The sequence below is a fragment of the Methylobacterium sp. BE186 genome (assembly GCF_031457035.1).
In the GTDB taxonomy this organism is placed as follows: domain Bacteria; phylum Pseudomonadota; class Alphaproteobacteria; order Rhizobiales; family Beijerinckiaceae; genus Methylobacterium; species Methylobacterium segetis.
Map to the genome: position 1 here is coordinate 141,814 of NZ_JAVDVV010000003.1, position 22,123 is coordinate 163,936.

25 protein-coding genes are annotated in these 22,123 nt (G+C 72.0%); 17 read left to right on the forward strand and 8 right to left on the reverse strand.

Annotation, left to right across the window (positions count from 1 at the left end):
- The first annotated feature begins 2 nt into the window (after positions 1 to 2).
- Both J2X36_RS04750 and J2X36_RS04755 read left to right on the forward strand, forming a co-directional pair.
- On the forward strand, positions 3 to 377 hold the full coding sequence (locus tag J2X36_RS04750; protein WP_310346818.1) for a hypothetical protein: 375 nt from the start codon (positions 3 to 5) through the stop codon (positions 375 to 377).
- 73 nt (positions 378 to 450) lie between these two features.
- Positions 451 to 1,077, forward strand: coding sequence for a DUF305 domain-containing protein (locus tag J2X36_RS04755; RefSeq protein WP_310346820.1), 627 nt, complete (start codon positions 451 to 453; stop codon positions 1,075 to 1,077).
- Between the two features lie 120 nt (positions 1,078 to 1,197).
- Here the strand turns inward: J2X36_RS04755 and htpX are convergent, their stop codons facing one another.
- Positions 1,198 to 2,106, reverse strand: coding sequence for a zinc metalloprotease HtpX (htpX, locus tag J2X36_RS04760; RefSeq protein WP_405029724.1), 909 nt, complete (start codon positions 2,104 to 2,106; stop codon positions 1,198 to 1,200).
- Positions 2,107 to 2,261: 155 nt separating this feature from the next.
- Between htpX and J2X36_RS04765 the strand changes: the two genes are divergently transcribed.
- The 9 genes from J2X36_RS04765 to J2X36_RS04805 all read left to right on the forward strand — a co-directional run bounded on the left by J2X36_RS04765 (position 2,262) and on the right by J2X36_RS04805 (position 10,919).
- Entirely contained in the window at positions 2,262 to 3,590 is a 1,329-nt protein-coding gene (locus tag J2X36_RS04765; protein WP_310346823.1) for a replication-associated recombination protein A, read from the forward strand.
- Positions 3,587 to 3,919, forward strand: a complete 333-nt coding sequence (locus J2X36_RS04770; RefSeq protein WP_310346826.1) for a GlpM family protein — start codon at positions 3,587 to 3,589, stop codon at positions 3,917 to 3,919. The genes J2X36_RS04765 and J2X36_RS04770 overlap by 4 nt, the downstream gene beginning before the upstream one ends.
- 72 nt (positions 3,920 to 3,991) lie before the next feature.
- Positions 3,992 to 4,243, forward strand: a complete 252-nt coding sequence (locus J2X36_RS04775; RefSeq protein WP_132255728.1) for a hypothetical protein — start codon at positions 3,992 to 3,994, stop codon at positions 4,241 to 4,243.
- Between the two features lie 73 nt (positions 4,244 to 4,316).
- Positions 4,317 to 5,564, forward strand: a complete 1,248-nt coding sequence (locus J2X36_RS04780; protein ID WP_310346830.1) for an Hsp70 family protein — start codon at positions 4,317 to 4,319, stop codon at positions 5,562 to 5,564.
- A gap of 136 nt (positions 5,565 to 5,700) precedes the next feature.
- Positions 5,701 to 7,122, forward strand: coding sequence for an RluA family pseudouridine synthase (locus J2X36_RS04785; protein ID WP_310346833.1), 1,422 nt, complete (start codon positions 5,701 to 5,703; stop codon positions 7,120 to 7,122).
- 145 nt (positions 7,123 to 7,267) lie between these two features.
- A complete protein-coding gene (locus J2X36_RS04790) occupies positions 7,268 to 7,693 on the forward strand; it encodes a hypothetical protein (protein ID WP_310346837.1) in 426 nt (141 codons plus the stop codon).
- Positions 7,694 to 7,727: 34 nt separating this feature from the next.
- Positions 7,728 to 8,429: an HAD-IA family hydrolase gene (locus tag J2X36_RS04795; RefSeq protein WP_310346840.1), complete on the forward strand. Its 702-nt coding sequence runs from the start codon at positions 7,728 to 7,730 to the stop codon at positions 8,427 to 8,429.
- Positions 8,430 to 8,471: 42 nt separating this feature from the next.
- Entirely contained in the window at positions 8,472 to 9,275 is an 804-nt protein-coding gene (locus J2X36_RS04800; protein ID WP_310346843.1) for an ATP12 family protein, read from the forward strand.
- A gap of 111 nt (positions 9,276 to 9,386) precedes the next feature.
- Positions 9,387 to 10,919: an acyl-CoA carboxylase subunit beta gene (locus J2X36_RS04805; RefSeq protein WP_132255099.1), complete on the forward strand. Its 1,533-nt coding sequence runs from the start codon at positions 9,387 to 9,389 to the stop codon at positions 10,917 to 10,919.
- Positions 10,920 to 10,943: 24 nt separating this feature from the next.
- Here the strand turns inward: J2X36_RS04805 and J2X36_RS04810 are convergent, their stop codons facing one another.
- The 5 genes from J2X36_RS04810 to J2X36_RS04830 all read right to left on the reverse strand — a co-directional run bounded on the left by J2X36_RS04810 (position 10,944) and on the right by J2X36_RS04830 (position 14,808).
- A complete protein-coding gene (locus J2X36_RS04810; protein WP_310346846.1) occupies positions 10,944 to 11,423 on the reverse strand; it encodes a hypothetical protein in 480 nt (159 codons plus the stop codon).
- Positions 11,390 to 11,836: an ABC transporter ATPase gene (locus J2X36_RS04815; protein ID WP_310346849.1), complete on the reverse strand. Its 447-nt coding sequence runs from the start codon at positions 11,834 to 11,836 to the stop codon at positions 11,390 to 11,392. The genes J2X36_RS04810 and J2X36_RS04815 overlap by 34 nt, the downstream gene beginning before the upstream one ends.
- A gap of 62 nt (positions 11,837 to 11,898) precedes the next feature.
- On the reverse strand, positions 11,899 to 12,831 hold the full coding sequence (locus J2X36_RS04820) for a metallophosphoesterase (protein WP_310346852.1): 933 nt from the start codon (positions 12,829 to 12,831) through the stop codon (positions 11,899 to 11,901).
- A gap of 111 nt (positions 12,832 to 12,942) precedes the next feature.
- Positions 12,943 to 13,155 (reverse strand): hypothetical protein, encoded by a 213-nt coding sequence (locus J2X36_RS04825; RefSeq protein ID WP_132255102.1) that lies wholly within the window; start codon positions 13,153 to 13,155, stop codon positions 12,943 to 12,945.
- Between the two features lie 255 nt (positions 13,156 to 13,410).
- Positions 13,411 to 14,808, reverse strand: coding sequence for an aminotransferase (locus J2X36_RS04830; RefSeq protein ID WP_310346859.1), 1,398 nt, complete (start codon positions 14,806 to 14,808; stop codon positions 13,411 to 13,413).
- A gap of 106 nt (positions 14,809 to 14,914) precedes the next feature.
- Here J2X36_RS04830 and J2X36_RS04835 point away from each other — a divergent pair, with 106 nt between their 5' ends.
- The 5 genes from J2X36_RS04835 to greA all read left to right on the forward strand — a co-directional run bounded on the left by J2X36_RS04835 (position 14,915) and on the right by greA (position 19,233).
- Positions 14,915 to 15,451 (forward strand): hypothetical protein, encoded by a 537-nt coding sequence (locus J2X36_RS04835; RefSeq protein ID WP_132255104.1) that lies wholly within the window; start codon positions 14,915 to 14,917, stop codon positions 15,449 to 15,451.
- Positions 15,452 to 15,681: 230 nt separating this feature from the next.
- The gene (locus J2X36_RS04840) at positions 15,682 to 16,836 is read left to right on the forward strand and encodes a cell wall hydrolase (RefSeq protein WP_245516618.1); all 1,155 of its coding nucleotides are present in this window, start codon (positions 15,682 to 15,684) and stop codon (positions 16,834 to 16,836) included.
- A 226-nt stretch (positions 16,837 to 17,062) separates the two neighbouring features.
- On the forward strand, positions 17,063 to 17,656 hold the full coding sequence (locus J2X36_RS04845; protein ID WP_310346862.1) for a hypothetical protein: 594 nt from the start codon (positions 17,063 to 17,065) through the stop codon (positions 17,654 to 17,656).
- Positions 17,657 to 17,720: 64 nt separating this feature from the next.
- A complete protein-coding gene (locus J2X36_RS04850) occupies positions 17,721 to 18,707 on the forward strand; it encodes an MDR family oxidoreductase (protein WP_310346864.1) in 987 nt (328 codons plus the stop codon).
- A 64-nt stretch (positions 18,708 to 18,771) separates the two neighbouring features.
- Complete coding sequence (gene greA / locus J2X36_RS04855; RefSeq protein ID WP_132255107.1) at positions 18,772 to 19,233, forward strand: transcription elongation factor GreA; 462 nt, start codon at positions 18,772 to 18,774, stop codon at positions 19,231 to 19,233.
- Here the strand turns inward: greA and J2X36_RS04860 are convergent.
- Positions 19,226 to 20,107 carry a LysR family transcriptional regulator gene (locus J2X36_RS04860; protein WP_310346870.1) on the reverse strand — a complete coding sequence of 294 codons (882 nt, stop codon included), beginning with the start codon at positions 20,105 to 20,107 and terminating at the stop codon, positions 19,226 to 19,228. The genes greA and J2X36_RS04860 overlap by 8 nt on opposite strands.
- 160 nt (positions 20,108 to 20,267) lie before the next feature.
- Between J2X36_RS04860 and wrbA the strand changes: the two genes are divergently transcribed.
- Positions 20,268 to 20,867, forward strand: coding sequence for an NAD(P)H:quinone oxidoreductase (gene wrbA, locus J2X36_RS04865; RefSeq protein ID WP_132255108.1), 600 nt, complete (start codon positions 20,268 to 20,270; stop codon positions 20,865 to 20,867).
- 145 nt (positions 20,868 to 21,012) lie between these two features.
- Here wrbA and J2X36_RS04870 read toward each other — a convergent pair whose 3' ends face one another.
- Positions 21,013 to 22,020: an L-threonylcarbamoyladenylate synthase gene (locus tag J2X36_RS04870; RefSeq protein WP_310346875.1), complete on the reverse strand. Its 1,008-nt coding sequence runs from the start codon at positions 22,018 to 22,020 to the stop codon at positions 21,013 to 21,015.
- Positions 22,021 to 22,123 lie beyond the last annotated feature (103 nt).

Sequence of the window (22,123 nt, forward strand, 5' to 3'; positions counted from 1 at the left end):
GCATGCGGCTCCTTCGCGCCCTGGCCCGTCTCGTCCTCGCCCTCGCGCTCGTGACCGCAGCGGGCGCGCATGCGCCGTCCTCCGCCGCCCCTGCGGACGCGGCCCATCGGCATCCGGACCACCACGCCACGGCCCACGCCACGGCCGCCGGGATCGACTGCGCGGCGCAGGGTCACCACAGCCGCGGGGACAAGCATCCCGCGCCCGGCGACGATGGCTGCCGCACGGCCTGCTGCTTCGTGGCCGGGTACCTGCCGGGCCGCCCGGAGGCGAGCGAGGCCGCGTTCTTCCGCACCCTGCGCTTCGCGATCGTCGCGCAGCCGATGTCGGGCCGGCACTCCGCACCCGATCCTGAGATTCCGAAACGCGCGGCCTGAGGGCCGGGGCCGCGGCCCCGGCACCCCCGCCCACGCTGGCGCAGCACGCCTTTCGCTTCTTCAGGAGATTCTCATGCACCCCGTCTCGGGTCGTCGCTTCGCGACGCGTCGCCTCACGTCCCACACACTCTTGATCCCGGCGCTGGCGGCCGGGCTGAGCCTCGCCGCGCTGCCGGGCGCCTCCGCCCAGCACGAGGGCCATCACGGCCATCGGGAGCCCGGCGACGGCAGGCCAGCCGTCGCCAAGCACGCCCCGCCGCGCCCCGCCGCGGCCGCGCACCACGCGGGGCACGGCCCCACGGCGTCCGACACGCCGGCCGTGTCCGAGTTCAAGGCCGCGCATGCGGGCATGATGCGCGGCATGGCCGTGCCGTATACCGGCGACCCGGACGCCGATTTCCGCATCCAGATGATCCCGCACCATCAGGGCGCCATCGACATGGCCCGCGTCGCGCTGCGCCACGCCAAGGATCCGTGGACGCGCCAGCTGGCCGAGGCCGTGATCGTGGAGCAGCAGCGGGAGATCGCCGAGATGCAGGCGTGGCTCACCCGGCGCGGCCTCCCGATTTCCCGGGGCGGGCAGCCGACGCACGTCCTCGGCCCCGATTCCTACCGGTCCCACACGGAGGAAGCCGGCACCCGGGACGAGGCGCGGGGGCAATCCTGGGCGCCGGGAGCCGGCGTGCCCGCCGCGAACTGACCCGTCTCGCCGGCCGCTGGCGCGTCGTCCACGATCCCTCGATCGTGGCCGACGCGTCGGCCTCCCAGGAGGGCGCATCGTCTTCCTGGCGGGAAGACATCCGCGCCGCATGACAACGCGCTAGCCCCAGGGGCCGCCCCGGCCGGTCCAGTGTGCGTCCCGAAAGCCGCCCGCGCGGGCCGGGGCGCCGCCGACCTCGCCGGCGAGGCGGTGCAGGGCCGCGACGCGTTTCGCGGTCGCCGGGTGCGTCGAGAACAGCGTGTCGAGGCCGCGGCCGGACAGCGGGTTCACGATGAAGAGCGGCGCCGTGGCCGGATGGCTCTCGGCCGACGGGCTCGGCACCTGCGCGACGCCGGCCTCGATCCGCTGCAGCGCGGAGGCGAGCCAGAGCGGGTTGCCGCAGATCAGGCCGCCCTCCCGGTCGGCCGCGTATTCCCGCGAGCGGCTGATCGCGAACTGGACGATCATCGCCGCGATGGGCGCGAGCAGGGTGGTGCCGATCAGGACGAGAGGGTTCGGCCGTGCCTCGCCCCGGCCTCCGAACAGGAAGCCGAATTGCGCGAGCGTCGCGATGGCGCCGGCAAGCGTCGCCGAGACCGTCATGGTGAGCGTGTCGCGGTTTCGGATATGGGCAAGCTCGTGCGCCATCACGCCCGCCACCTCCTCGCGGCTCAGCGCCGAGAGCAGGCCGGTCGTCGCCGCGACGGCCGCGTTGCGCGGGTTGCGGCCGGTGGCGAAGGCGTTCGGCTGCGGGCTGTCGATCAGGTAGACCCGCGGCATCGGCAGGCCGGCGCGGGACGCGAGATCCCGCACCAGCGCGAACAGGTCCGGCGCGGTCCGGGCGTCGACCTCGCGGGCGTCGTGCGCGGCGAGCGCGAGGCTGTCGGAGCGCCAATAGGCGTAGAGGTTCGTCAGCGCGGCGATGCCGAGAGCCACCGCCATGCCGCGCCCGCCACCGAGCAGGAGGCCGACGGCGCCGAACAGGGCCGTCAGGCCGGCGAGCAGCAGGGCGGTCTTGAGGACGTTCATCGGTCGGACCCTCCGGGAGACGGATTCTTCAGGTGGGAGCGGCCGGCGCCCCCGCAAAGGCCCCGCTTCGGCGGGTGCCCTGTCCGACGAAGACGTCCGGGGAGAGCGGCCCCGCCGGCCTTGCGGAGGAGGGCGCCCGGGGTGTTCATGGCACGATGTCAGACCTCTTCGCCACGGCCGGGATCGAGACCGACACCAACGGCTCCGACGCCCCGCGGCCGCTCGCCGACCGCCTGCGCCCGAAGACGCTCGGCGATGTCGTCGGGCAGGAGCACCTCACCGGCCCGGACGGGGCGCTGACGCGGCTCCTGCGCTCGAACAGCCTCGGTTCCCTCGTGTTCTGGGGTCCGCCCGGCACCGGCAAGACGACGGTGGCGCGGCTGCTCGCCCGCGAGACGAGCCTGCATTTCGAGCAGATCTCCGCGATCTTCTCGGGCCTCCCCGACCTGCGGAAGGTCTTCGACGCCGCCCGCAAGCGGCGGGCGACGGGGCAGGGGACCCTGCTCTTCGTCGACGAGATCCACCGCTTCAACCGGGCGCAGCTCGACGCCTTCCTCCCCGTGATGGAGGACGGCACGGTGACGCTCGTCGGCGCCACCACCGAGAACCCCTCCTTCGAGCTCAACGCCGCGCTCCTCTCGCGGGCGCGGGTTCTCCTGTTCCGGGCCCTCGACGAGGCGGCGATCGCCAAGCTCCTCGTGCGTGCCGAGACCCTGACCGGCCGGGCGCTGCCCCTCGACGAGGAGGCGCGCGGGGTGCTGGTGCGGATGGCGGACGGCGACGGGCGCGCGGCGCTGACGCTCGCCGAGGAGGTCTGGCGCTCGGCCAAGCCCGACGAGACGATCGACGCCGAGACGCTGCAGGCGATCATCCAGCGCCGCGCGCCGATCTACGACAAGGCGCAGGAGGGCCATTACAACCTCATCAGCGCCCTGCATAAGACCGTGCGCGGCTCGGACCCGGACGCCGCCCTCTACTATCTCTGCCGCATGCTGGACGGGGGCGAGGACGGGCTCTTCATCGCGCGCCGCCTCGTCCGGATGGCGGTGGAGGATATCGGCCTCGCCGACCCGCAGGCCCTCGTCGTCGCCAACGCCGCCAAGGACGCCTACGACTTCCTCGGCAGCCCCGAGGGCGAACTGGCCCTGGCACAGGCGACGATCTACCTCGCCTGCGCGCCGAAATCGAACGCCGTCTACACCGCCTACAAGGCGGCGACGCGGGTCGCCAAGGAGAACGGCTCGCTGGCCCCGCCCCGCACCATCCTCAATGCGCCGACGAACCTGATGCGCAAGCTCGGCTACGGCGAGGGCTACCGCTACGACCACGACGAGCCGGATGCCTTCTCGGGCCAGGATTACTGGCCGGACCGGCTCGGTCGCCAGCATTTCTACGCGCCGACCGACCGCGGCCTGGAGAGCCGCTACGCCGACCGCCTCGCCCATTGGGAGCGCCTGCGCCGCGAGCGCCGGGGCGAGGGGTGATCGAGGTTCTCTGGAAGGGGCTCGTCGGCGGCCTCGTGACGATCGCGATCGTGCTCGCCTCGCGCCGGGGCAACGTGCTGCCCGGCATCCTGCCGCTGGCGCCGACCTTCGCGATCATCGCGCTGCTAGCGGTCGGCGCGAAGGGCGACGCTGCCGGATTCCGCGAAGCCTGTCTGGCGGGCGCGAAGACGATCCCCGCCTACCTCGTGTTCCTCGCCGCCGCCTGGTGGCTCGGCGACCGGCTCGACTACCGCCTCGCCATCCTCGGGGCGCTCTCCGCGTGGCTCGCCGTCGCCGCCATGATCTTCTGGCTGCCGCGCTGGCTCTGATCTTGCTGATCCGTCCTCGACGACGGGGCGTCGGGCGCTAGCTTGCCGTGGGCGCGGAGCAGGAAGATCCTGATGCGGTGCTCGATTCTCGTGTTTCTCCTGTCGGCGGGTCCGGCGCTCGCCCTCGACGCGGGGATGACGCCGCCGCCCGAGACGCCGCCTCGCGGCTCGCGCCTCTACGGGAGCGATTTCAGCACCTTCGTCGAGGAGACCTACGCCCCGCCCCCGTCGAACGAGGGGGTGCGTCCGCGGGTCGACGGCCGGATTGAGTTCCCGATCGAGCCCCGCGGCGAGGAGCGGGGCCGCCGCTCGGGCCGGCCGTAGACGCGCGGCCGCCGAGCCGCTAGGTCAGCCGCCCCTTCCCCAGCGCGATCCTCAACCCGGAGATCCTTCTCTGATGGCGGCCTGCGGCCTCGATTTCGGCACCTCGAACACCACCCTCGGCCGTTGGCACGACGGCGGCCCCCGCCTCCTGCCCCTGGAGGACGGGCAGGTCACCATCCCGAGCGCGATCTTCTTCGCGCCGGGCCGCGAGGCGGTGATCGGGCGCGCCGCCATGACGGCCTACGTGGAGGGCGTGCCGGGCCGGCTGATGCGCAGCCTCAAATCGGTGCTCGGCTCCTCGCTCCTCGAGGAGACGACGCAGGTCGGGCGCGAGCGGCTGCGCTTCCGCGACGTCATCGCGCGCTACCTCGCCGGCGTGAAGGCGCGGGCGGAGGCCGAGGCCGGCGCGGCCTTCGACACGGTGGTGCACGGCCGGCCGGTGCATTTCGTGGACGACGATCCCGACGGCGACCGCAAGGCCGAGGCGGCGCTTCGCGCCATCGCGGAATCGATCGGCTTCCGGCACGTCTCCTTTCAGTACGAGCCGATCGCCGCCGCCCTCGATTACGAGCAGGGGATCGCGCGCGAGGAACTCGCCCTCATCGCCGATATCGGCGGCGGCACCTCGGATTTCTCGATCGTGCGGCTCTCCCCCGGGCGCCATCGCGGCGCGGACCGGGCCGAGGACATCCTGGCTAATGACGGCGTGCGGATCGGCGGCACCGATTTCGACCGGATGCTCAGCCTCGGCACGGTGATGCCGCTCCTCGGCCTCGGCAGCCCGATGCGGCGCGGCGACCTCGCGGTGCCCAACGCCTATTTCCACGACCTCGCCACGTGGTCGAGCATCAACCGCCTCTACAACCCGAAGACCCTGCGGGAGATCGAGGAGACCCGGCGGGATGCGGGCCGGCCCGAACTCCTCGGCCGGTTGCACGCCGTCGTCGAGGCGGAGCGCGGCCACAGCCTCGCGATGGCGGTGGAGGGCGCCAAGATCGAGACCTCCGAGAGCGGCGGGGCGCGGCTCGAACTCGGCTGGGTGGAGAGCGGGCTCGCGGCCGAGATCGACCGGGACGGGCTCGTGCGCCACACGGGCGATCTCGCCCGGCGCATCGCGGAGCGGGTGGGGCGGTGCCTGCGCCAGGCGGGCGTCGGCGCGGAGGCGATCGACGCGCTCTTCCTCACCGGCGGCTCGACCGGCCTGCCGCATGTCCGCGCGGCGCTGACATCCTGCCTGCCGCAAGCCCGCGTCGTGGAGGGCGACACGTTCGGCTCGGTCGGGACCGGGCTCACGCTGGAGGCGGCGCGCCGGGCGCGCTGAAGGCGTCGTTTGTCGCAGCCGCGGGCGGGTGCTAGATCAGCGCGCCCCGCGGCGCTCAGGCCGCGCGGGGAGACTCTGCGTCAGAGCAATGAGACGGGGCGAGGCCGGCTGACGCCGTCGCCCGAGCGGCAGGACCATGACAGGAAAGCCTCCCCATCGCGGCGGCCCGAAGGGCGGAAGGCCCGGAGGCTCGGGCAAGCCGCGCGCGACCGACAAACCGCGCGCAAGCGGCAAGCCTCGCTTCGGCGCGTCGAAGCGGCCGGAGCGCGAGCGCACCGGCCCGCGGGCCAGCGCCCTCGACGCCGCCCAGCGCGCCGCCAGCCTGCGCGGCGACGACCGGGCTGAACGCTCGCCCTGGGATGCCGGCGAGGGAGCGGCCGAGCCCGCCGGCCGGACGCGCGCGCCCCGGGCCAGGCCCGAGCCCGCCCGCGAAGCCCGCGCCGAGGCGCGCCCGCAGCCCGGCCGCGAACGCGGCCCGCGCCGCGAGCCCTCGCGCGAGGCGGCGCCGACCGAGGGGCCGACCCGGCGCCAGCAGCGGGAAGCGGCGAGCGCGACGCTCGCGAGCGGCGTGCAGACCCTCACCGTCGAGACGGACGAGGCGGGCATGCGCATCGACCGCTTCCTCACCGCGCGCTTTCCCCAATTGCCCTTCACCCGCGTGCAGAGCATCGTCCGCAAGGGCGAATTGCGCGTCGACGGCAAGCGCGCGAAGCCCGGCGACCGGCTGGAGCCCGGCATGAGCGTGCGCGTGCCGCCGCTCAAGCTCGATCAGCCGGGCGAGCGGCCCCGCAGCCCGGTCCGCGACCGGGACGACGCCGCCTTCCTGCGTTCGCTCATCCTCTACGAGGACGCGGACATGATGGTGCTGAACAAGCCCTTCGGCCTCGCCGTCCAGGGCGGCTCGGGCACCGTGCGCCACGTCGACGGGCTGCTCGAGGCGCTGACGGAGCCCGGCGGGCAGAAGCCGCGCCTCGTCCACCGCCTCGACAAGGACACGGCGGGCTGCCTCATCGTCGCCAAGACCCGCCTCGCGGCCGCGACGCTCGCCAAGAGCTTCCGCTCGCGCGCGGCCCGCAAGGTCTACTGGGCGCTCACCGCCGGCGTGCCGCGGATGCGCCAGGGCCGCGTCTCGACCTACCTCGCCAAGGAGGAGCCGACCGACGCCGACGCCCGCATGCGCATCGCCAAGCACGGCGAGGAGGGGGCGAGCCACGCGCTCACCTACTACGCGGTGATCGACCAAGCGGCGCAGAAGGTGTCCTGGCTCTCCTTCAAGCCGGTGACGGGGCGCACGCACCAGTTGCGCGCGCACGCGGCCCATATCGGGCATCCCATCATCGGCGACCCGAAATATTTCGACGTGGAGAACTGGGCGCTGCCGGGCGGCATCCAGAACCGCCTGCACCTGCTGGCCCGCCGGATCGTGATCCCGCATCCGCGCACGGGCAGGCCGATCGACGTGACGGCGCCCCTGCCGACCCACATGGCGCAGAGCTGGAACCTGCTCGGCTTCGATGCCGCCCGCTACGACCCGATCGTCGAGGCGCCGGAGGAGTGAGGGCGGCACGGCCGCTTGCGACGACGGCGCCGTCGAGGCCGTCACCGTACCGCCTTGGCAATTGGGGCGAGGACCTTATTCTCTCGCTCGGCCGCGCGGCGTCCCGCGACGCGTCGGCCGGTGTCGTCCGTTTCCCGGAGAGGCCGTGAGCATCATCGATTGGAAGCCTGCGACCGCCGGGCGCCTCGCCGGTCTCGGCCTGCTCGGGCTGGCCCTGGCGGCGTGGCCGGCCTGCGCGGCGCAGCCGACCGTTCAGCCGCCGGCATCGGCGCCCGCGCGCAGCGCGGCACCCGCACCCGCCGCGGCGCCGGGCGCCCAGGCCCCTCAGGGCGCTCAGACTCAGCAAGGCGGCCAGACTCCGCGGGTGGGCGAGCGGCGGCGGCGCAATTCCTACGCCTCCTGCAACCGCACCTCGAACCAGAGGGGCCTGCGCGGCGGCGCGCGGCGGCGCTTCCTGATCCGCTGCCGCCTCGGCTACGAGCGCAAGAACCAGAACCAGGGCGCGCCCGCCCAGACCCAGCAGCCGGCGCCGCAGGCCCCGGCGGCCCAGCCGCCGGCGCGTCGGCCATGAGGAGGCCGGCCGCGACGCGGCCGCGCCGCCGACCGTGAAGCTCGTCGTCTTCGACGTCGACGGGACGCTGGTCGACAGCCAGCACCTCATCGTCGCGGCCCAGGGCGCGGCCTTCGCCGAGCACGGCCTGACGCCGCCGAGCCGCGCCGAGGCGCTCTCCGTCGTCGGCCTCTCGCTGCCGCAGGCGTTCCGGCGCCTCGTCGGCGACGACGGGCCGATCGCGGCCCTTTCCGAGAGCTACAAGCGCGCCTTCAACGCCCTGCGGCTCGACCCCGAGCACGAGGAGCCGCTGTTTCCCGGCATGGCGGAGCTGCTCGTGCGCCTGCGCGCCCGGGACGACATCCGGCTCGGTATCGCCACGGGCAAGTCGCGCCGCGGCGTGAACCATCTGATCGCGGCGCATGGCTGGGAGGGGTGGTTCTCCACCACGCAGACCGCCGACGACGCGCCCTCGAAGCCCGACCCGGCCATGCTGCGCCAAGCCATGGCGGAGGCCGACGTGCCGCCCGAGCGCACCGTGATGATCGGCGACACCAGCTTCGACATGGCGATGGCGGTGGCGGCCGGCGCGGCCGCGATCGGCGTCGCCTGGGGCTACCATCCGGCCGGCGCCCTCTACGGGGCCGGCGCCGTCACGGTGGTCGAGAGCGCGACCGCGCTCGGCGATCTCTTCTCCGGACCCCTCTCGGAGCCGGAGCGGGGCACGATCGCGGAGGAGATCGCCCGGGGCGGCTGACCGGCCTCGCGCGGGCTCGCGCGATGCACTATCTCCGCTGCCATGAGCGACCCGAACAACGACGACGTCACCCGCGACTGGCTCGGCGAGCCCTCCGACGCGCCCGCACCGGACCCGATGCGCGCCGCGCGCGGCCCAGCCAAGCCCCTGCCGAAGCGGTTCTACCGCGAGGCCGGGATCGCCGAGGCGGAGGGCGGCTTCCGCCTGACGCTCGACGGGCGCCCCGCCAACACGCCCGCCCGCAACCCCCTCAGCGTCCCGAGCCGGGACCTCGCCGAGGCGATCGCCGCCGAGTGGCAGGCGCAGGACGAGATCATCGATCCGGCCCGGATGCCCGTGACGCGGCTCGTCAACACCGCGATCGACGGGGTGGCCCCACGCCGCGACGCGGTGATCGACGATCTCGCGGCCTATGCGGGCACGGATCTCCTCGCCTACCGGGCGGAATCCCCGGAGCGCCTCGTGGCGGCGCAGGGCGCGGCCTGGGACCCCGTGCTCGACTGGGCCCGCGAGGCGCTCGGCGCCCGCCTCATCCTCAGCGAGGGCGTCATGCACGTCACCCAGCCAGAGGAAACCGTGGCCGCGCTCCGCGGGGCGATCCATGCGGCGCAGGGGCCGTTCCGGCTCGCGGCGCTCCACACCATGACGACGCTCACCGGCTCCCTCCTCCTCGCCCTCGCAGTGCTGAACGGCCGCCTCACTCCGGAGGAGGCCTGGGCGGCCGCGCATGTCGACGAGAGCTATCAGGCGAGCGTCTGGGGCCGGGACGCCGAGGCCGAGGCGCGGCTGAGCGCGCGGCGCGCCGAGTTCGACGCGGCGGCGAGGGTGGCGGCGCTGGCCGAATAGGGGCGTTTTCGCCGACGAAACTCTCGTGCTAAGGGGCCTGATCCCGTGAACCGCCAAGCCTGCGCGGTTCAGTGGAATTCTGTATTCAGTTCAGCCCGAGGCCGTCACGACATGAAGGATATTCTCGAAAAGCTCGAGGAACGGCGCGCGCAGGCCCGCCTCGGCGGCGGCGAGAACCGCGTCGTCGCCCAGCACAAGCGCGGCAAGCTGACGGCGCGCGAGCGCATCGAGCTCCTCCTCGACCACGGGTCGTTCGAGGAGTTCGACATGTTCGTGCAGCACCGCTCGAACGATTTCGGGATGGAGAAGCAGAAGATCCCCGGCGACGGCGTGGTGACCGGCTGGGGCACCATCAACGGCCGCACGGTCTTCCTGTTCTCGAAGGACTTCACCGTCTTCGGCGGCTCGCTCTCGGAGGCGCACGCCGAGAAGATCGTCAAGGTGCAGGACATGGCGCTCAAGATGCGCGCCCCGATCATCGGCATCTTCGATGCCGGCGGCGCCCGCATCCAGGAGGGCGTCGCGGCGCTCGGCGGCTACGGCGAGGTGTTCAAACGCAACGTGATGGCCTCGGGCGTGATCCCGCAGATCTCGGTGATCATGGGGCCGTGCGCGGGCGGCGACGTCTACTCGCCGGCCATGACCGACTTCATCTTCATGGTCCGCGACACGAGCTACATGTTCGTCACCGGCCCGGACGTCGTGAAGACGGTGACCAACGAGGTCGTTACGGCGGAGGAGCTCGGCGGCGCCAAGGTTCACACCACGAAATCCTCGATCGCCGACGGCTCGTTCGAGAACGACGTCGAGGCGATCCTGCAGATCCGCCGCCTGCTCGACTTCCTGCCCGCCAACAACATCGACGGCGTGCCGGAGATCGAGAGCTTCGACGACGTCAACCGCCTCGACAAGTCCCTCGACACGCTGATCCCGGACAACCCGAACAAGCCCTACGACATGGGCGAGCTGATCCGCCGCGTCGCCGACGAGGGCGATTTCTTCGAGATCCAGGCGACCTACGCGCGCAACATCATCACCGGCTTCGGCCGCATCGAGGGCCGCACCGTCGGCTTCGTGGCGAACCAGCCCCTGGTGCTGGCGGGCGTGCTCGATTCGGACGCCTCGCGGAAGGCCGCCCGCTTCGTGCGCTACTGCGACGCCTTCTCGATACCGATCGTCACCTTCGTGGACGTGCCGGGCTTCCTGCCGGGCACCGCGCAGGAATATGGCGGCCTGATCAAGCACGGCGCGAAGCTCCTGTTCGCCTACAGCCAGGCGACCGTGCCGCTCGTCACCATCATCACCCGCAAGGCCTTCGGCGGCGCCTACGACGTCATGGCCTCGAAGCATGTCGGCGCCGACCTCAACTACGCGTGGCCGACGGCGCAGATCGCGGTGATGGGCGCGAAGGGCGCAGTCGAGATCATCTTCCGCAGCGAGATCGGCGATGCGGACAAGATCGCGGCGCGCACCGGCGAGTACGAGGACCGCTTCCTCTCGCCCTTCGTGGCGGCGGAGCGGGGCTACATCGACGAGGTGATCATGCCCCACTCGACGCGCAAGCGCATCGCGCGGGCGCTCGGCATGCTGCGCACCAAGAAGATGGAGCAGCCCTGGAAGAAGCACGACAACATCCCGCTCTGAGACGCGAGCGGGCCGATAGCCCGCTCAGCGCGGCGCGAAGATCGTGATGTTGGAGTTGATCTGGTAGGCGGCCGTCGGCTCCGTGTTGACGAAGCGCAGCCGGATCGGGCTCTCGCCGAGCGCCGCGCCGAAGCTCGGCGTGACGGGGATCGGGAAACAGCGGTCGAGGGCCGCGAAGGCGGCCTTCTCGTACGCGTCCTTCGCGTCCTGGTCGCCGACGAGGCGCCGCGCGGTCACGAGCGGCGTCCCGCGGATCGCGCCGGTCTTGTCGAGGCCGAAGCGGAAGGCGATGGTCGAGCCCTCGGTCGCGTCCGGCACCTGCCAGCACTGCGCGAGCGCAGCGCGCAGCATCGACCAGTTGTTGACGGGATCGCGCGTCTCGCGCTCCTCCCGGGGCTTCTCGGCGCCCTCGGGCGACTGCGCCCGTGCGCCGGGCGCGGCGGCGAGAAGGGCGAGGGCTGCGGCAGCGATCAGCTGCGATCGGTCGATTCGATCACGGCGCATAGGGTGAGCGGGCCCTTCTCCCCGGTGCTGACGGAACAGGTCACGCGCACGCCGCCCGCATCGACGTTGCTGTGCCGCAGGCGGCTCGCGGCGTCGCGGGCCCGGTGGGCCGCCGCCTCGATCACGCCGGCCTCGATCCCCGTCACCGCATGACCCGCGCGCCCGAACAGGGCGTAGTAGGCATCGGGCGGCGTCTCGCCCCGGAACTGCGCGCCGACGGAGGAGGGATAGGAGCCGCCGCAGGCAAGCGTCAGCGTCGTGTCGGGGGCCACCGTGAAGGTGGCGTAGTCGAGGCTGCGAAGGCCGACCTCGGCCCGCGTCTCCGCGGTCACGCGGCCGATCAGGTCGCCGCACGAATCGGCGAGGGCGGGGCCGGACACGGCGAGGAAGAGGATCGTGAGGAGCGCGCGCATGCCCTCATGCTAGCGCATTTCGCGGCCCGACAGGCAGAGGGCGGATGAGGCGTGTCGCCGCCTCAGGCCGCGCCGCGCGAGCCTGCTGCCAAGGCGGGCGCCGCGCCGAGTTCGAGGAGCACGATCTCGGGCGGGACGCCGAGCCGCACGGGCACGCGGCTCACCCCGAATCCCCCCGACACGATCATGTGGCGGCCGCCGTGCTGGACATGGCCGTAGGCGAAGTCGTTGCCGTGCACGGAGGGGAGCACCGGCGAGTAGCCGAACAGGCGGATCTGGCCTCCATGCGTGTGGCCGGCGAGGGTGAGGGAGACGCGCTCCGGCACGTCGAGGAAGATGTCGGGCTCGTGCACCATCAGGAGCACGGGCGCGTCGTCGGTGACCTTGGCCAAGGTGCCGGGCAGGTCGTCGCGCCCCCGCGAATCGCCCCAGAGCACGTAGGGCTCCTGGTCGCCGATCCCCGCGATCCAGAACGGGTGCCCGTCCTTCGTCAGGCGAAGGACCTCGTTCTCCATCACCGGGATGCCGACGGCCTCGAGTGCGCGCCACGCCTCGCAGGTCGGGCTGCGCCGCATCTGCGCCTCGTGGTCGTCCCACCAATCGTGGTTGCCGAGGATGGCGTGCACCCCGAGGGGCGCCTTCAGGCCCGCGACGACGCGCGCGAAGTCCGCGAGCGGCACCTTGCGGCGCGCGACGCGGCCGGCCGGGTAGTCCCCGAGCATCAGGATGAGGTCGGGGGCGAGCGCGTTCGTCGTGTCGACGATCTCCGCGACGCGGTCGAGCGGCATGTAGGGCTCGCAGACATGGAAATCGGCGAGCACCGCGACGCGCAGGGAGAGACCCGGCGTCCAGCGGGGCAAAGCGGGCGCGTAGCGGGTGACGACGAGGCGATAGAGCGGCTCGATCCCGAAGGCGTAGACGCCGGTCGACCCGACGAGCGCGGTCGCGCCCCCGAGACCGGCCAGGAACTGCCGGCGGCTCGGCAGGATCAGCATGCGACGTCCCTCGCGCGAGGCCCGGGCCATGGGCGCCCGGGACGAGGGCCGAGCCTGTGCCAGCCGATTCAGACCGTTTGACGGCGCGCGAGCCGCGCGCCGGTCACGCGATCAGGCGAGCGGCGCGTCCTCGTGCAGCAGTTCCAGAATGCCGCGGCGCTCGGTGCGCTGCGAGGCCTTCTGCGCGGCGGGTCCCTTCATGCGTACGGCGGCGGCGAGGGCGGGAAGAGCGAGGGGACGGAAGCTCTCTGCGTCCTGACCCTTGTCCGTCTGGCGGCGTCCGGTCTCGGCTGCCGCGATCGGGGTCTCGCTGGAGGGGAACATGGTTGGCGTCCTGTCTGAGCACTCGTGAAGGCGGTTGCGTCACCGTTCTGGGAGGTGATCGCGACCGCGCCTGGGCACCTTTGCGGCGGCCGCGGGACGATCCGCGGGCGGCCACAGCGCCATAGAGGAGCAGTCAAACTGAATGACACCTTAAGGAAAAGCCGATCTTTGGCATCACTCCCAAAGAGAAGCTTTCAGCTTCTTCTGAATACAAAACACACATTGCTGGGAGGCCGGGTGGAGCGGCGGCCCGGTTCAGACCCGCTCCAGCGGCGCGGCTTCGAGCCCCTCGGCGGCGATCCAGGCCGCGGTCCGGTCGAGCGCCCGGGTGAGGCGGTCGAACAGGGCGTCGACCTCCTCGGCGGTGATCACGAGTGGCGGGCAGACGGCGATGCGGTCGCCCGCGAGGAAACGCACGATCAGCCCCTCGCCCTGCGCGAAGGCGACGCAGCGCGCCGCGACCCCGGCCTTCATGTCGTATTGCCGTTTCGAGACCTTGTCCGCGACGATCTCGAGCCCGCCGATCAGGCCCATGCCCCGCGCCTCGCCGACGAGCGGATGCTCGGCGAGGCCCGAGAGCCGGGCCTGGAAATGCGGCGCCTTCTCCTGGACGCCCTCGATGATGCGGTCGCGCCGGTAGATCTCGATCGTCTTGAGCGCGACCGCGCAGGCGACGGGGTGGCCCGAATAGGTGGTGCCGTGGCCGAAGGTGCCGATCTTGCTGCTCTCGGCGAGCATCGCCCGATAGAGGGGCTCGTCGATCGAGACGCCGCCGAGGGGCAGATAGCCGGAGGTCACGGCCTTGGCGAAGGAGAGGGTGTTCGGGCGCAGGCCCAGGGCCTCAGAGCCGAACCACGTGCCCAGGCGCCCGAACCCGCAGATCACCTCGTCGGCGACGAGGCGGACGTCGTGCCGCTCCAGCACCGGCTGGATCGCCTGGAAATAGCCCTCGGGCGGAACGATGGCGCCGCCCGCGCCCATCACCGGCTCGGCGACGAAGGCGGCGACCGTCTCGGGGCCCTCCCGCTCGATCAGCGCGTCCAGCTCGGCCGCGAGGCGGGCGGAGAAATCCGTCTCGCTCTCGCCGGGCTCCGCGCCCCGGTAATGGTGCGGGCAGCGGGCGTGGATGAAGCCCGGCAGAGGCAGATCCCAATCGGCGTGATTGGCGGGCAGGCCGGTCATCGAGGCGGTGGCGACGGTGACGCCGTGATAGCCCCGGACATGCGAGATGATCTTCTTCTTGGCGGGCCGCCCGAGGGCGTTGTTCATGTACCAGAGCAGCTTGACCTGGGTGTCGTTGGCCTCCGAGCCCGACGAGGTGAAGAACACCTTCGAGGTCGGCACCGGCATCAGCTCCTTCAGCGTCTCGGCGAGTTCGATCGCCGGATCGTGGCTGCGCCCGGAGAAGAGATGCGAGAAGGGCAGGCGCGAGAGCTGCTCGGTCGCCGCCTCGACGAGTTCCTCGTTCGAGTAGCCGAGGGCCGTGCACCACAGGCCCGCCATGCCCTCGATGTAGGGGCGCCCGTCCGTGTCGTAGACGTAGACCCCGTGGCCCCGCTCTAGGACGAGCGGACCGGTCTCGCGGAAGGTCGCGAGATTCGTGTAGGGGTGCACGAGAGTTTCGACGTCGCGGGCCGCGAGGTTCGAGCGCATGGGGGGATCCGGAAGCGGGCGGGCGTTTCTGCCACACTACCGGCCCGTTGGCCCATCATAAACCCGAGACCGGCGCGACGCCCCGACGCCCCACGGATTCCGAGAGATGCTCGATCCCGCCACCATCGTTGCCGCGCCGGCCGCCGGCCGCGCCTGCGGGACCTGCACCCTGTGCTGCAAGGTCTACGATGTGCCGGCCGTCGAGAGCGTTGCCGGGCAATGGTGCCGGCACACGCGGCAGGGGCGGGGCTGCGCCATCCACGAGACCCGGCCGGATCATTGCCGCGCCTTCCACTGCCTCTGGATGACGGAAGCGTGGCTCGGACCCGAGTGGAAGCCCGAGCGGGCCAAGATGGTCCTCAGCCTCGACCCGGTGTCGCGCCACATGAACGTGCAGGTCGATCCCGGCCAGCCGAACGCGTGGCGGCGCGAGCCCTATTACGGGCAGCTGAAGCGATGGGCGGTCGCCTCTCTGCCCCGCAAGCGGCACGTCCTCGTCCATCTGAACAAGGTCACGACCGTGGTGCTGCCCGACCGCGACGTGCCCCTCGGCGAGTTCGGTCCGCAGGACAGGCTCGTGATCCGCGAGCGACCGGGCCCGGGCGGTCCCGCCTTCGAGGTCGAGAAGGTCCGCGCCGCCTGACCGAAGGTTGCAGCAAAGGTCGACCGCACGCTGAAGTCGTGCCGAATCGCACCGCTTAACCCTCGAGCAACCATACCGCGCGATACAGGAGGTCCGGCCATCCTGCGCCCGAAATGGGTCGCGACGATTGCCGGGCGTGGCTTTCCGGTACGGGTCGGTTCGGCGTGGCGACAAGACGAGTTCGACGCAGATCGAGCCTGCACTGGCTCGGGACGGCGGTCACGCCCTGGCTGGCCGGTCTCGGCCTGCTCGTGTCCTTCACGGCGACGGCGGGCACCCAGAGCACGATCGGTTCGAGCCTCCTGCCCGAGCGCGACGCCCGCTTCGCGCCGGCTCTGCCCGGCGGCACGCTCCTCATCGGCGGGTCGGGCCTGCACGACGGCACCGGCCATCTCCTCTCGATCGCCCGCGCGGACGCGTCGCTCGCGCCGATGCGGATCGGCGACGACCCGCTCCGGGCGGACATGAAGGCGCAGGCCCGAGTGTTCCCGGTGGTGCAGCGGGGGGGCAAGGGACCCGCCGCCCTGGCGCCGGGCGCGAGCTTCGAGCGCAGCGCCGCCGCCTTGCGCGACACCGGAACCTCGCTCGTCTTCGCGAACCTCACGAGTTCCGTGGCCGGGGTGCTGAGCCCCGGCTCTGCTACCTGGAATCCCGAACTCGAACCGGATCCCGGTTTCGTGCCCGTCCCCGACCTCGGCCTGACGACGGGTGCGGGCAGCGCCGCCTCGACGGGCGAGGCGGTGGCCGACGCGACGCCCCCCGAGCGGCACGACGGCTCGACCCCGGCGATCCCGCGCGCGGTCGCACTCTCCTCGACGACCCCGGCGCCCGCCGACGCGACCCCGATCGAGGTTGCGGCCGCGAGTCTCGCGCTGCCCGGCTTCAGCTTCCGGGCGGACCGGCCGGAGCCCGGCAGGAGCGAGGCGGCCCCCGATTCCGCGCGGCACCGCTACGCCGACCTGATCGTGCCCGAGGCGATGGACAAGGAGCAGCGCTGCCTCGCCGAGGCCGTCTATTTCGAGGCCCGCAGCGAGCCCGAGGAGGGCCAGGCCGCGGTGGCCCAGGTGGTGCTCAACCGCGTCAAGAGCGGGCTCTATCCCGGCAACGTCTGCGGCGTCGTCTACCAGAACCGGCACCGCTACATGGGCTGCCAGTTCTCCTTCGCCTGCGAGGGCAAGTCGCTGCGCATCACCGATGCCGGCGCCTGGCAGAACGCCACCCGCATCGCCCGCTCCGTGATCGACGGCCGGACCTATCTCAGCGAGGTCGGCAACGCGACGCACTATCACGCCGACTACGTGAAGCCCGGCTGGTCGCGCCGCCTCAAGAAGATGGACGTCATCGGGCGGCACATCTTCTACCAGCTCAAGCGCGGCCAGACCTGAGCGGAGCGCTGTTCTGAATTGGCACCGTTAAGCATAACAGGTGCCGAAGAGAGGATGCTGATTTACTTAGGTAGATTGACGCCTGCGTAGTCCTAAGCGAGGGTTAATTTTACCCTATCACGCGATAGAACTTGCTTGTCCTGCAACTTGACGGCCTCCTGCACGTCGAGAGGTGCGCACGCCAGCGTACCATCCCGCCGTACAGCGTATCTCCGAGGAAGCCGTCATGACCGCGCCGGTCACCCGTCTCACGTCCCTGCTCGTCGCCCTCGCCGGCACGCTCTTCGCCGCTCCGGCAGAGGCCGGAGGCTGCTACGGCAGCGAGTGCTACCGACGCGTGACGACCCCTGCGGTCTACGACACGGTCTCGGAGCAGGTGCTGGTCCGGCCGCCGCGGACGATCTACCGGACGACGCCGCCCGTCTTCGACACCGTGTCCGAGCGCGTCCTGGTCGCCCCCGGGGGCCGTGTCTGGCAGACGCGGCGCGGACCCTACGGAGATTTGATCGGCTGCTGGGTGACGACGCCGCCGCAATACGCCGTCCGCCAGCGCCGGGTCCTGGTGCAGCCGCCGCAATCGATCCCCGAGACGATCCCCCCCGAATACGCCAGCGTGTCGCGCCGCGTCCTCGTCCAGCCGGCCCGCGCGGGCTGGGTTCCGGTCGGCGGCGGCTACGGGCCCGGCCCGGCCTACGGGCCCGGCATCGGCGGGCCGCTCGTCGGCTCGATCCCGGACGCCTTCGGCATCACCGGCGCGAGCTCGGCCGATATCGGCGTCGGGCTCGGCTTCTCCTCGGGCAGCATCTACGACGGCTATTGAGGCCGGGCTTGAATCGTCCCCGCGCCGCCACAGGTCATCGGCACCGGGTGGAGGCGCGGGACTCATGGCGACGTTCAAGGCTTGGGTGGTCGAGAAGGGCGAGGGCGGGCAGAGCCTGACCTTCAAGGATTTCGACGATGCCGATCTCATGGAGGGCGACGTCACTGTCCGCGTGACGCACTCGACCCTGAACTACAAGGACGGGCTCGCCATGACCGGCAAATCGCCGGTCGTGCGCCGCTTCCCGATGATCCCCGGCATCGATTTCGCGGGCGTCGTCGAGACCTCCGAGCATCCCGACTACAAGGCAGGCGACGCCGTGGTGCTCACCGGCTGGGGCGTCGGCGAGACGCATCTCGGCGCCTATGCCGAGCGGGCACGGGTCAAGGGCGATTGGCTGGTCCCGCTGCCGGACGGCCTCAGCCCGGCCCAGGCCATGGCGATCGGCACCGCGGGCTACACCGCCATGCTCTGCCTGATGGCCCTCGATCATCAGGGCCTGACGCCGGAGCAGGGGCCGGCGATCGTCACCGGCGCCTCGGGCGGCGTCGGCTCGGTCGCCGTGGCGCTGATGGCGCGCGCCGGATGGCATGTCATCGCCTCGACGGGTCGCGACAGCGAGGCCGAGTATCTTCGCCGCCTCGGCGCGGCCGAGATCCTCGACCGGGCGGAGCTTTCCGGCACGCCGAAGCCGCTCGCCAAGGAGCGCTGGGCCGCGGGAATCGACGCCGTCGGCTCGACGACGCTCGCCAACGTCCTCGCGATGACGAAGGCGGACGGGGCGGTCGCCGCCTGCGGCCTCGCGCAAGGCATGGACCTGCCGACTTCGGTCGCGCCCTTCATCCTGCGCGGCGTCTCGCTTCTGGGCATCAACAGCGTGACCACGCCGCAGCCGAAGCGCCGCAAGGCCTGGGAGCGTCTTGCCCGGGAACTCGACCTCGACACGCTGGCCGCGATGACCACCACGGTCGGGCTTCGCGACGTCGCCGGGCTCGCCGACGAGATCCTCGCCGGCCGGACGCGCGGGCGGACAGTGGTCGAGGTCTCCTGACGGCTGCCCCGGACGGAACGGCGGCGCGCGGAACCTGTACCGTTGCCGGCGCATTGCTTTTTGCATGAGCATCGCATTCGTTCGTGAGCGGGAAGGCGGAGAGGCCTTCGAGGATCTGCCGGACCGGCCGATCTCGCCGCACCCCAATTTCGTGACCCCTCAGGGCCTCGCGCAGATCGATGCCGAGGTGAAGCGCCTGCAGGCCGAGGCCGGAAAGCTCAGCCCCGAGGACAAGGCGGACAGCGCCCGCGTCTCGCGCGATCTCCGCTACTGGACCGCGCGGCTCAACTCGGCCCAGCTCGTCGAGAAGGTCGCGGGCGACACCGTGCATTTCGGCTCGACGGTCTCGATCGAGCGCGAGGACGGCTCGAAGCAGACCTTCCACATCGTCGGCGAGGACGAGGCGGACCCGAACAAGGGCTCGCTCTCCTACGTGGCGCCGCTCGCCCGCGCGCTAACGGGCAAGAGCGTCGGCGACGTCGTCGAGGTGAACGGCCACGAGGCGGAGATCCTCGAGATCAGGTGATCGGCCGCGCACCCGCGAAGAGCGGGCGCATCGGCGCGACCTCCTCGGCCATGAAATTCATGAAGGCCCGCACCCGCGGCGCGTGGCGCAGGTCTGGATGCGTGAGGAGCCACAGGGTGCTGGCAAGCTCCGGCTCGGGTGGAGCGAGGCGGGCCAGGGCCGGGGTGGCATCCCCCTGCATGCAGGGCAGCGGCGCGATGCCGATGCCGGATTCGACCGCCTCCGCGAGCCCGAGGACCGTGTTGAGCTGAAGCCGAACCCGGTCCTTCCCGGCGCGCGCCTGCACGAACCGAAAATGACGGCCGCCTCCGACACCCTCGCTCGGCGCCACCCAGTCACGCCCCTCGATCTCGCGGCTCGCATCAGCGCGGCCGTAGATCGCCCAGGCGATGTCGGCGAGCCGGCGCCCGACGAGGGTCGGCGGCGGCCCGTCGGTCGCGCGAAGCGCCACGTCCGCGTCGCGGCGCGAGAGATTCAGGGCCTCCTCCGACACGACGACGTCCAGCCGGATCTGCGGGTACCGGTCGCAGAAGCGGCCGAGCAGCGGCATCATCACGCTCGACAGGAAGCTCGCCGCCGCGGTGACGCGCAATTCGCCGGCCGGCGCCTGCGCCCGGCCCGCGATCTCGCGGGAGAACGTGGCGACGTCCGTCTCCATCCGCGCGGCGGCGCGGACCATCGCCTCGCCCGCCGCGGTCGGGACGTAGCCGGAGCGATGCCGCTCGAAGAGCCGCGCGTCGAGGCTCGCCTCGATCGCGGCGAGGCGGCGGAAGGCCGTCGAGTGATTGATCGCGAGCGCCTCCGCCGCCAGGGTCAGCCCGCCGCGCTCGGCGATCGCCTTGACGAGGCGAAAATCGTCCCAGTGCAGGGCCATGAGCGACGGTTCCAACGATCTTGCAAACCTGCAAAGATGATCTTGCAGGACAGGGCATTTCGGCAAGGCCGGAAAGCACGATATCGGTGGCACCCGAGGCTGGGCGCGGGCCATTCCGGCTGCGCGAACGGATCCGTTCCCGAAACGTGGAGATGCCGCGATGGCGAAGGTTCTGGTGCTTTACTACTCGTCCTGGGGCCATGTGGAGCAGCTCGCTCTCGCGGCCGCCGAGGGCGCGCGCGAGGCGGGTGCCGAGGTCAGCGTGAAGCGCGTGCCCGAGCTGGTGCCCGAGGAGGTCGCCAAGCAGTACCATTACAAGCTCGACCAGTCGGCGCCGATCGCGGACCCGAACGAGCTCGGCGAGTACGACGCGATCATCTTCGGCACGCCCACCCGCTACGGCAACATGGCCGCGCAGATGAAGCAGTTCATCGACCAGACGGGGGGTCTCTGGGCGGCGGGCAAGCTCGTCGGCAAGGTCGGTTCCGTCTTCACGTCGACGGCGTCCCAGCACGGCGGACAGGAGACCACGCTGACCAGCTTCCACACCGTGCTCCTGCATCACGGCATGGTGATCGTCGGCCTGCCCTATGCCTTCCCGGGGCTCAACGGCGTCGAGACGGTGAAGGGCGGCACGCCCTACGGGGCGACGACGATCGCGGACGGCGATGGCAGCCGCCAGCCGAGCCAAGTCGAACTCGACGGAGCGCGCTTCCAGGGTCGGCACGTGGCGCAGATCGCCGCCAAGCTCGCGGCCTAGCGCGGGGCGCAGGATCGCGCGCAAGAAAAAAGGCTCGGATTGCTCCGAGCCTTGAAAGGAAAAAGGCCATTGGGGGCTGAACTGGCCTTCGTGACCCATCAACGGGCCGCCCCCCGGGTTGGTTCCGCGTCTCACAGAAAAATTTCTAACGAGGGGCTGCGGCACGCCGGAGCCGGTCGTTGATGGCCTCGCCGAGGCCCGACATCGGCACCGGCGCGACCGCGATCACGGACGCGCCCGAGGCATCGAGATCCCGCAGGGCCGCGAACAGGTGCGCCGCCGCCTCGGCCGGGTCGCCCTGCGGGCTGAGGTTGAACGTGGCGCGCGCCTCAACGCATCCCGGCGGCGTATCCGGTCCGAACAGCAGCGCCGCCTCGCCGGGCTCGATCCGCTCGGCGTCGAGGCGCACCCGCGCTCGCGGCGCGTAGTGCGAGGCCAGAAGCCCGGGACCGACAGGGCGCTCGGCCGCATCCGCCTCCGCATCGAGGATGTCGGTGCCGAGCACCGCCCGGATCGCCTCGCGCGGCAGGCCGCCGGGCCGAAGCAGGCGCGGCGGGCCACCGAGGCAGGCGATCACCGTCGATTCGAGGCCGACCGGCGTCGCGCCGCCGTCGAGCACGGCGGCCACGCGGCCGTCGAGATCGCCGAGCACGTGCGCGGCGCTCGTCGGGCTGACGCGGCCGGAGCGGTTGGCCGACGGCGCGGCCACCGGGCGGCCGACGCGGGCGAGGAGATCCTGCGCCAGCGCGCTTCTCGGAACCCGGAGCGCGAGGCTCGGCAGGCCGGCCCGGGCGAGATCGCAGACCGATGTGCGCGCGTGCGCCGGCACGACGAGCGTGAGCGGGCCCGGCCAGAACGCCTCCGCGAGCCGCGAGGCGGCCGCATCGAAGCGCCCCTCTGCGCGGGCCGCCGCCGCGTCCGGCAGATGGGCGATGAGCGGGTTGAAGCGGGGACGCTCCTTGGCCGCGAAGATCCGCGCCACGGCGCTTGGGTCGGTCGCGTCGGCTCCGAGCCCGTAGACCGTCTCGGTCGGGAAGGCGACGAGCTCGCCCCCGGCCAGGAGACGCGCGGCCTCGGCCAGGCCCGACGCGTCGGCACCCAGGCGGCGCGTGGCGATACGGCCCTCGACAGGCATTGACCCGAGATCGTTCATATATAAACTATCTCCGACCGTGACGGGAGACGCCGTTCGGGCGTATGTCGGCGGGGCGACGCGTGCGGGCCTATTCCCGGCCGGGCATTGCCGTCAAACGCCG

Coding starts and splice junctions, on each gene's coding strand:
- J2X36_RS04750 (WP_310346818.1), top strand. CDS start 3: ATGCGGCTCCTTCGCGCCCTGGCCCGTCTCGTCCTCGCCCTCGCGCTC.
- J2X36_RS04755 (WP_310346820.1), top strand. CDS start 451: ATGCACCCCGTCTCGGGTCGTCGCTTCGCGACGCGTCGCCTCACGTCC.
- htpX (WP_405029724.1), bottom strand. CDS start 2,106: ATGAACGTCCTCAAGACCGCCCTGCTGCTCGCCGGCCTGACGGCCCTG.
- J2X36_RS04765 (WP_310346823.1), top strand. CDS start 2,262: ATGTCAGACCTCTTCGCCACGGCCGGGATCGAGACCGACACCAACGGC.
- J2X36_RS04775 (WP_132255728.1), top strand. CDS start 3,992: ATGCGGTGCTCGATTCTCGTGTTTCTCCTGTCGGCGGGTCCGGCGCTC.
- J2X36_RS04780 (WP_310346830.1), top strand. CDS start 4,317: ATGGCGGCCTGCGGCCTCGATTTCGGCACCTCGAACACCACCCTCGGC.
- J2X36_RS04785 (WP_310346833.1), top strand. CDS start 5,701: ATGACAGGAAAGCCTCCCCATCGCGGCGGCCCGAAGGGCGGAAGGCCC.
- J2X36_RS04800 (WP_310346843.1), top strand. CDS start 8,472: ATGAGCGACCCGAACAACGACGACGTCACCCGCGACTGGCTCGGCGAG.
- J2X36_RS04805 (WP_132255099.1), top strand. CDS start 9,387: ATGAAGGATATTCTCGAAAAGCTCGAGGAACGGCGCGCGCAGGCCCGC.
- J2X36_RS04810 (WP_310346846.1), bottom strand. CDS start 11,423: ATGCGCCGTGATCGAATCGACCGATCGCAGCTGATCGCTGCCGCAGCC.
- J2X36_RS04815 (WP_310346849.1), bottom strand. CDS start 11,836: ATGCGCGCGCTCCTCACGATCCTCTTCCTCGCCGTGTCCGGCCCCGCC.
- J2X36_RS04820 (WP_310346852.1), bottom strand. CDS start 12,831: ATGCTGATCCTGCCGAGCCGCCGGCAGTTCCTGGCCGGTCTCGGGGGC.
- J2X36_RS04825 (WP_132255102.1), bottom strand. CDS start 13,155: ATGTTCCCCTCCAGCGAGACCCCGATCGCGGCAGCCGAGACCGGACGC.
- J2X36_RS04830 (WP_310346859.1), bottom strand. CDS start 14,808: ATGCGCTCGAACCTCGCGGCCCGCGACGTCGAAACTCTCGTGCACCCC.
- J2X36_RS04835 (WP_132255104.1), top strand. CDS start 14,915: ATGCTCGATCCCGCCACCATCGTTGCCGCGCCGGCCGCCGGCCGCGCC.
- J2X36_RS04845 (WP_310346862.1), top strand. CDS start 17,063: ATGACCGCGCCGGTCACCCGTCTCACGTCCCTGCTCGTCGCCCTCGCC.
- J2X36_RS04850 (WP_310346864.1), top strand. CDS start 17,721: ATGGCGACGTTCAAGGCTTGGGTGGTCGAGAAGGGCGAGGGCGGGCAG.
- greA (WP_132255107.1), top strand. CDS start 18,772: ATGAGCATCGCATTCGTTCGTGAGCGGGAAGGCGGAGAGGCCTTCGAG.
- J2X36_RS04860 (WP_310346870.1), bottom strand. CDS start 20,107: ATGGCCCTGCACTGGGACGATTTTCGCCTCGTCAAGGCGATCGCCGAG.
- wrbA (WP_132255108.1), top strand. CDS start 20,268: ATGGCGAAGGTTCTGGTGCTTTACTACTCGTCCTGGGGCCATGTGGAG.
- J2X36_RS04870 (WP_310346875.1), bottom strand. CDS start 22,020: ATGAACGATCTCGGGTCAATGCCTGTCGAGGGCCGTATCGCCACGCGC.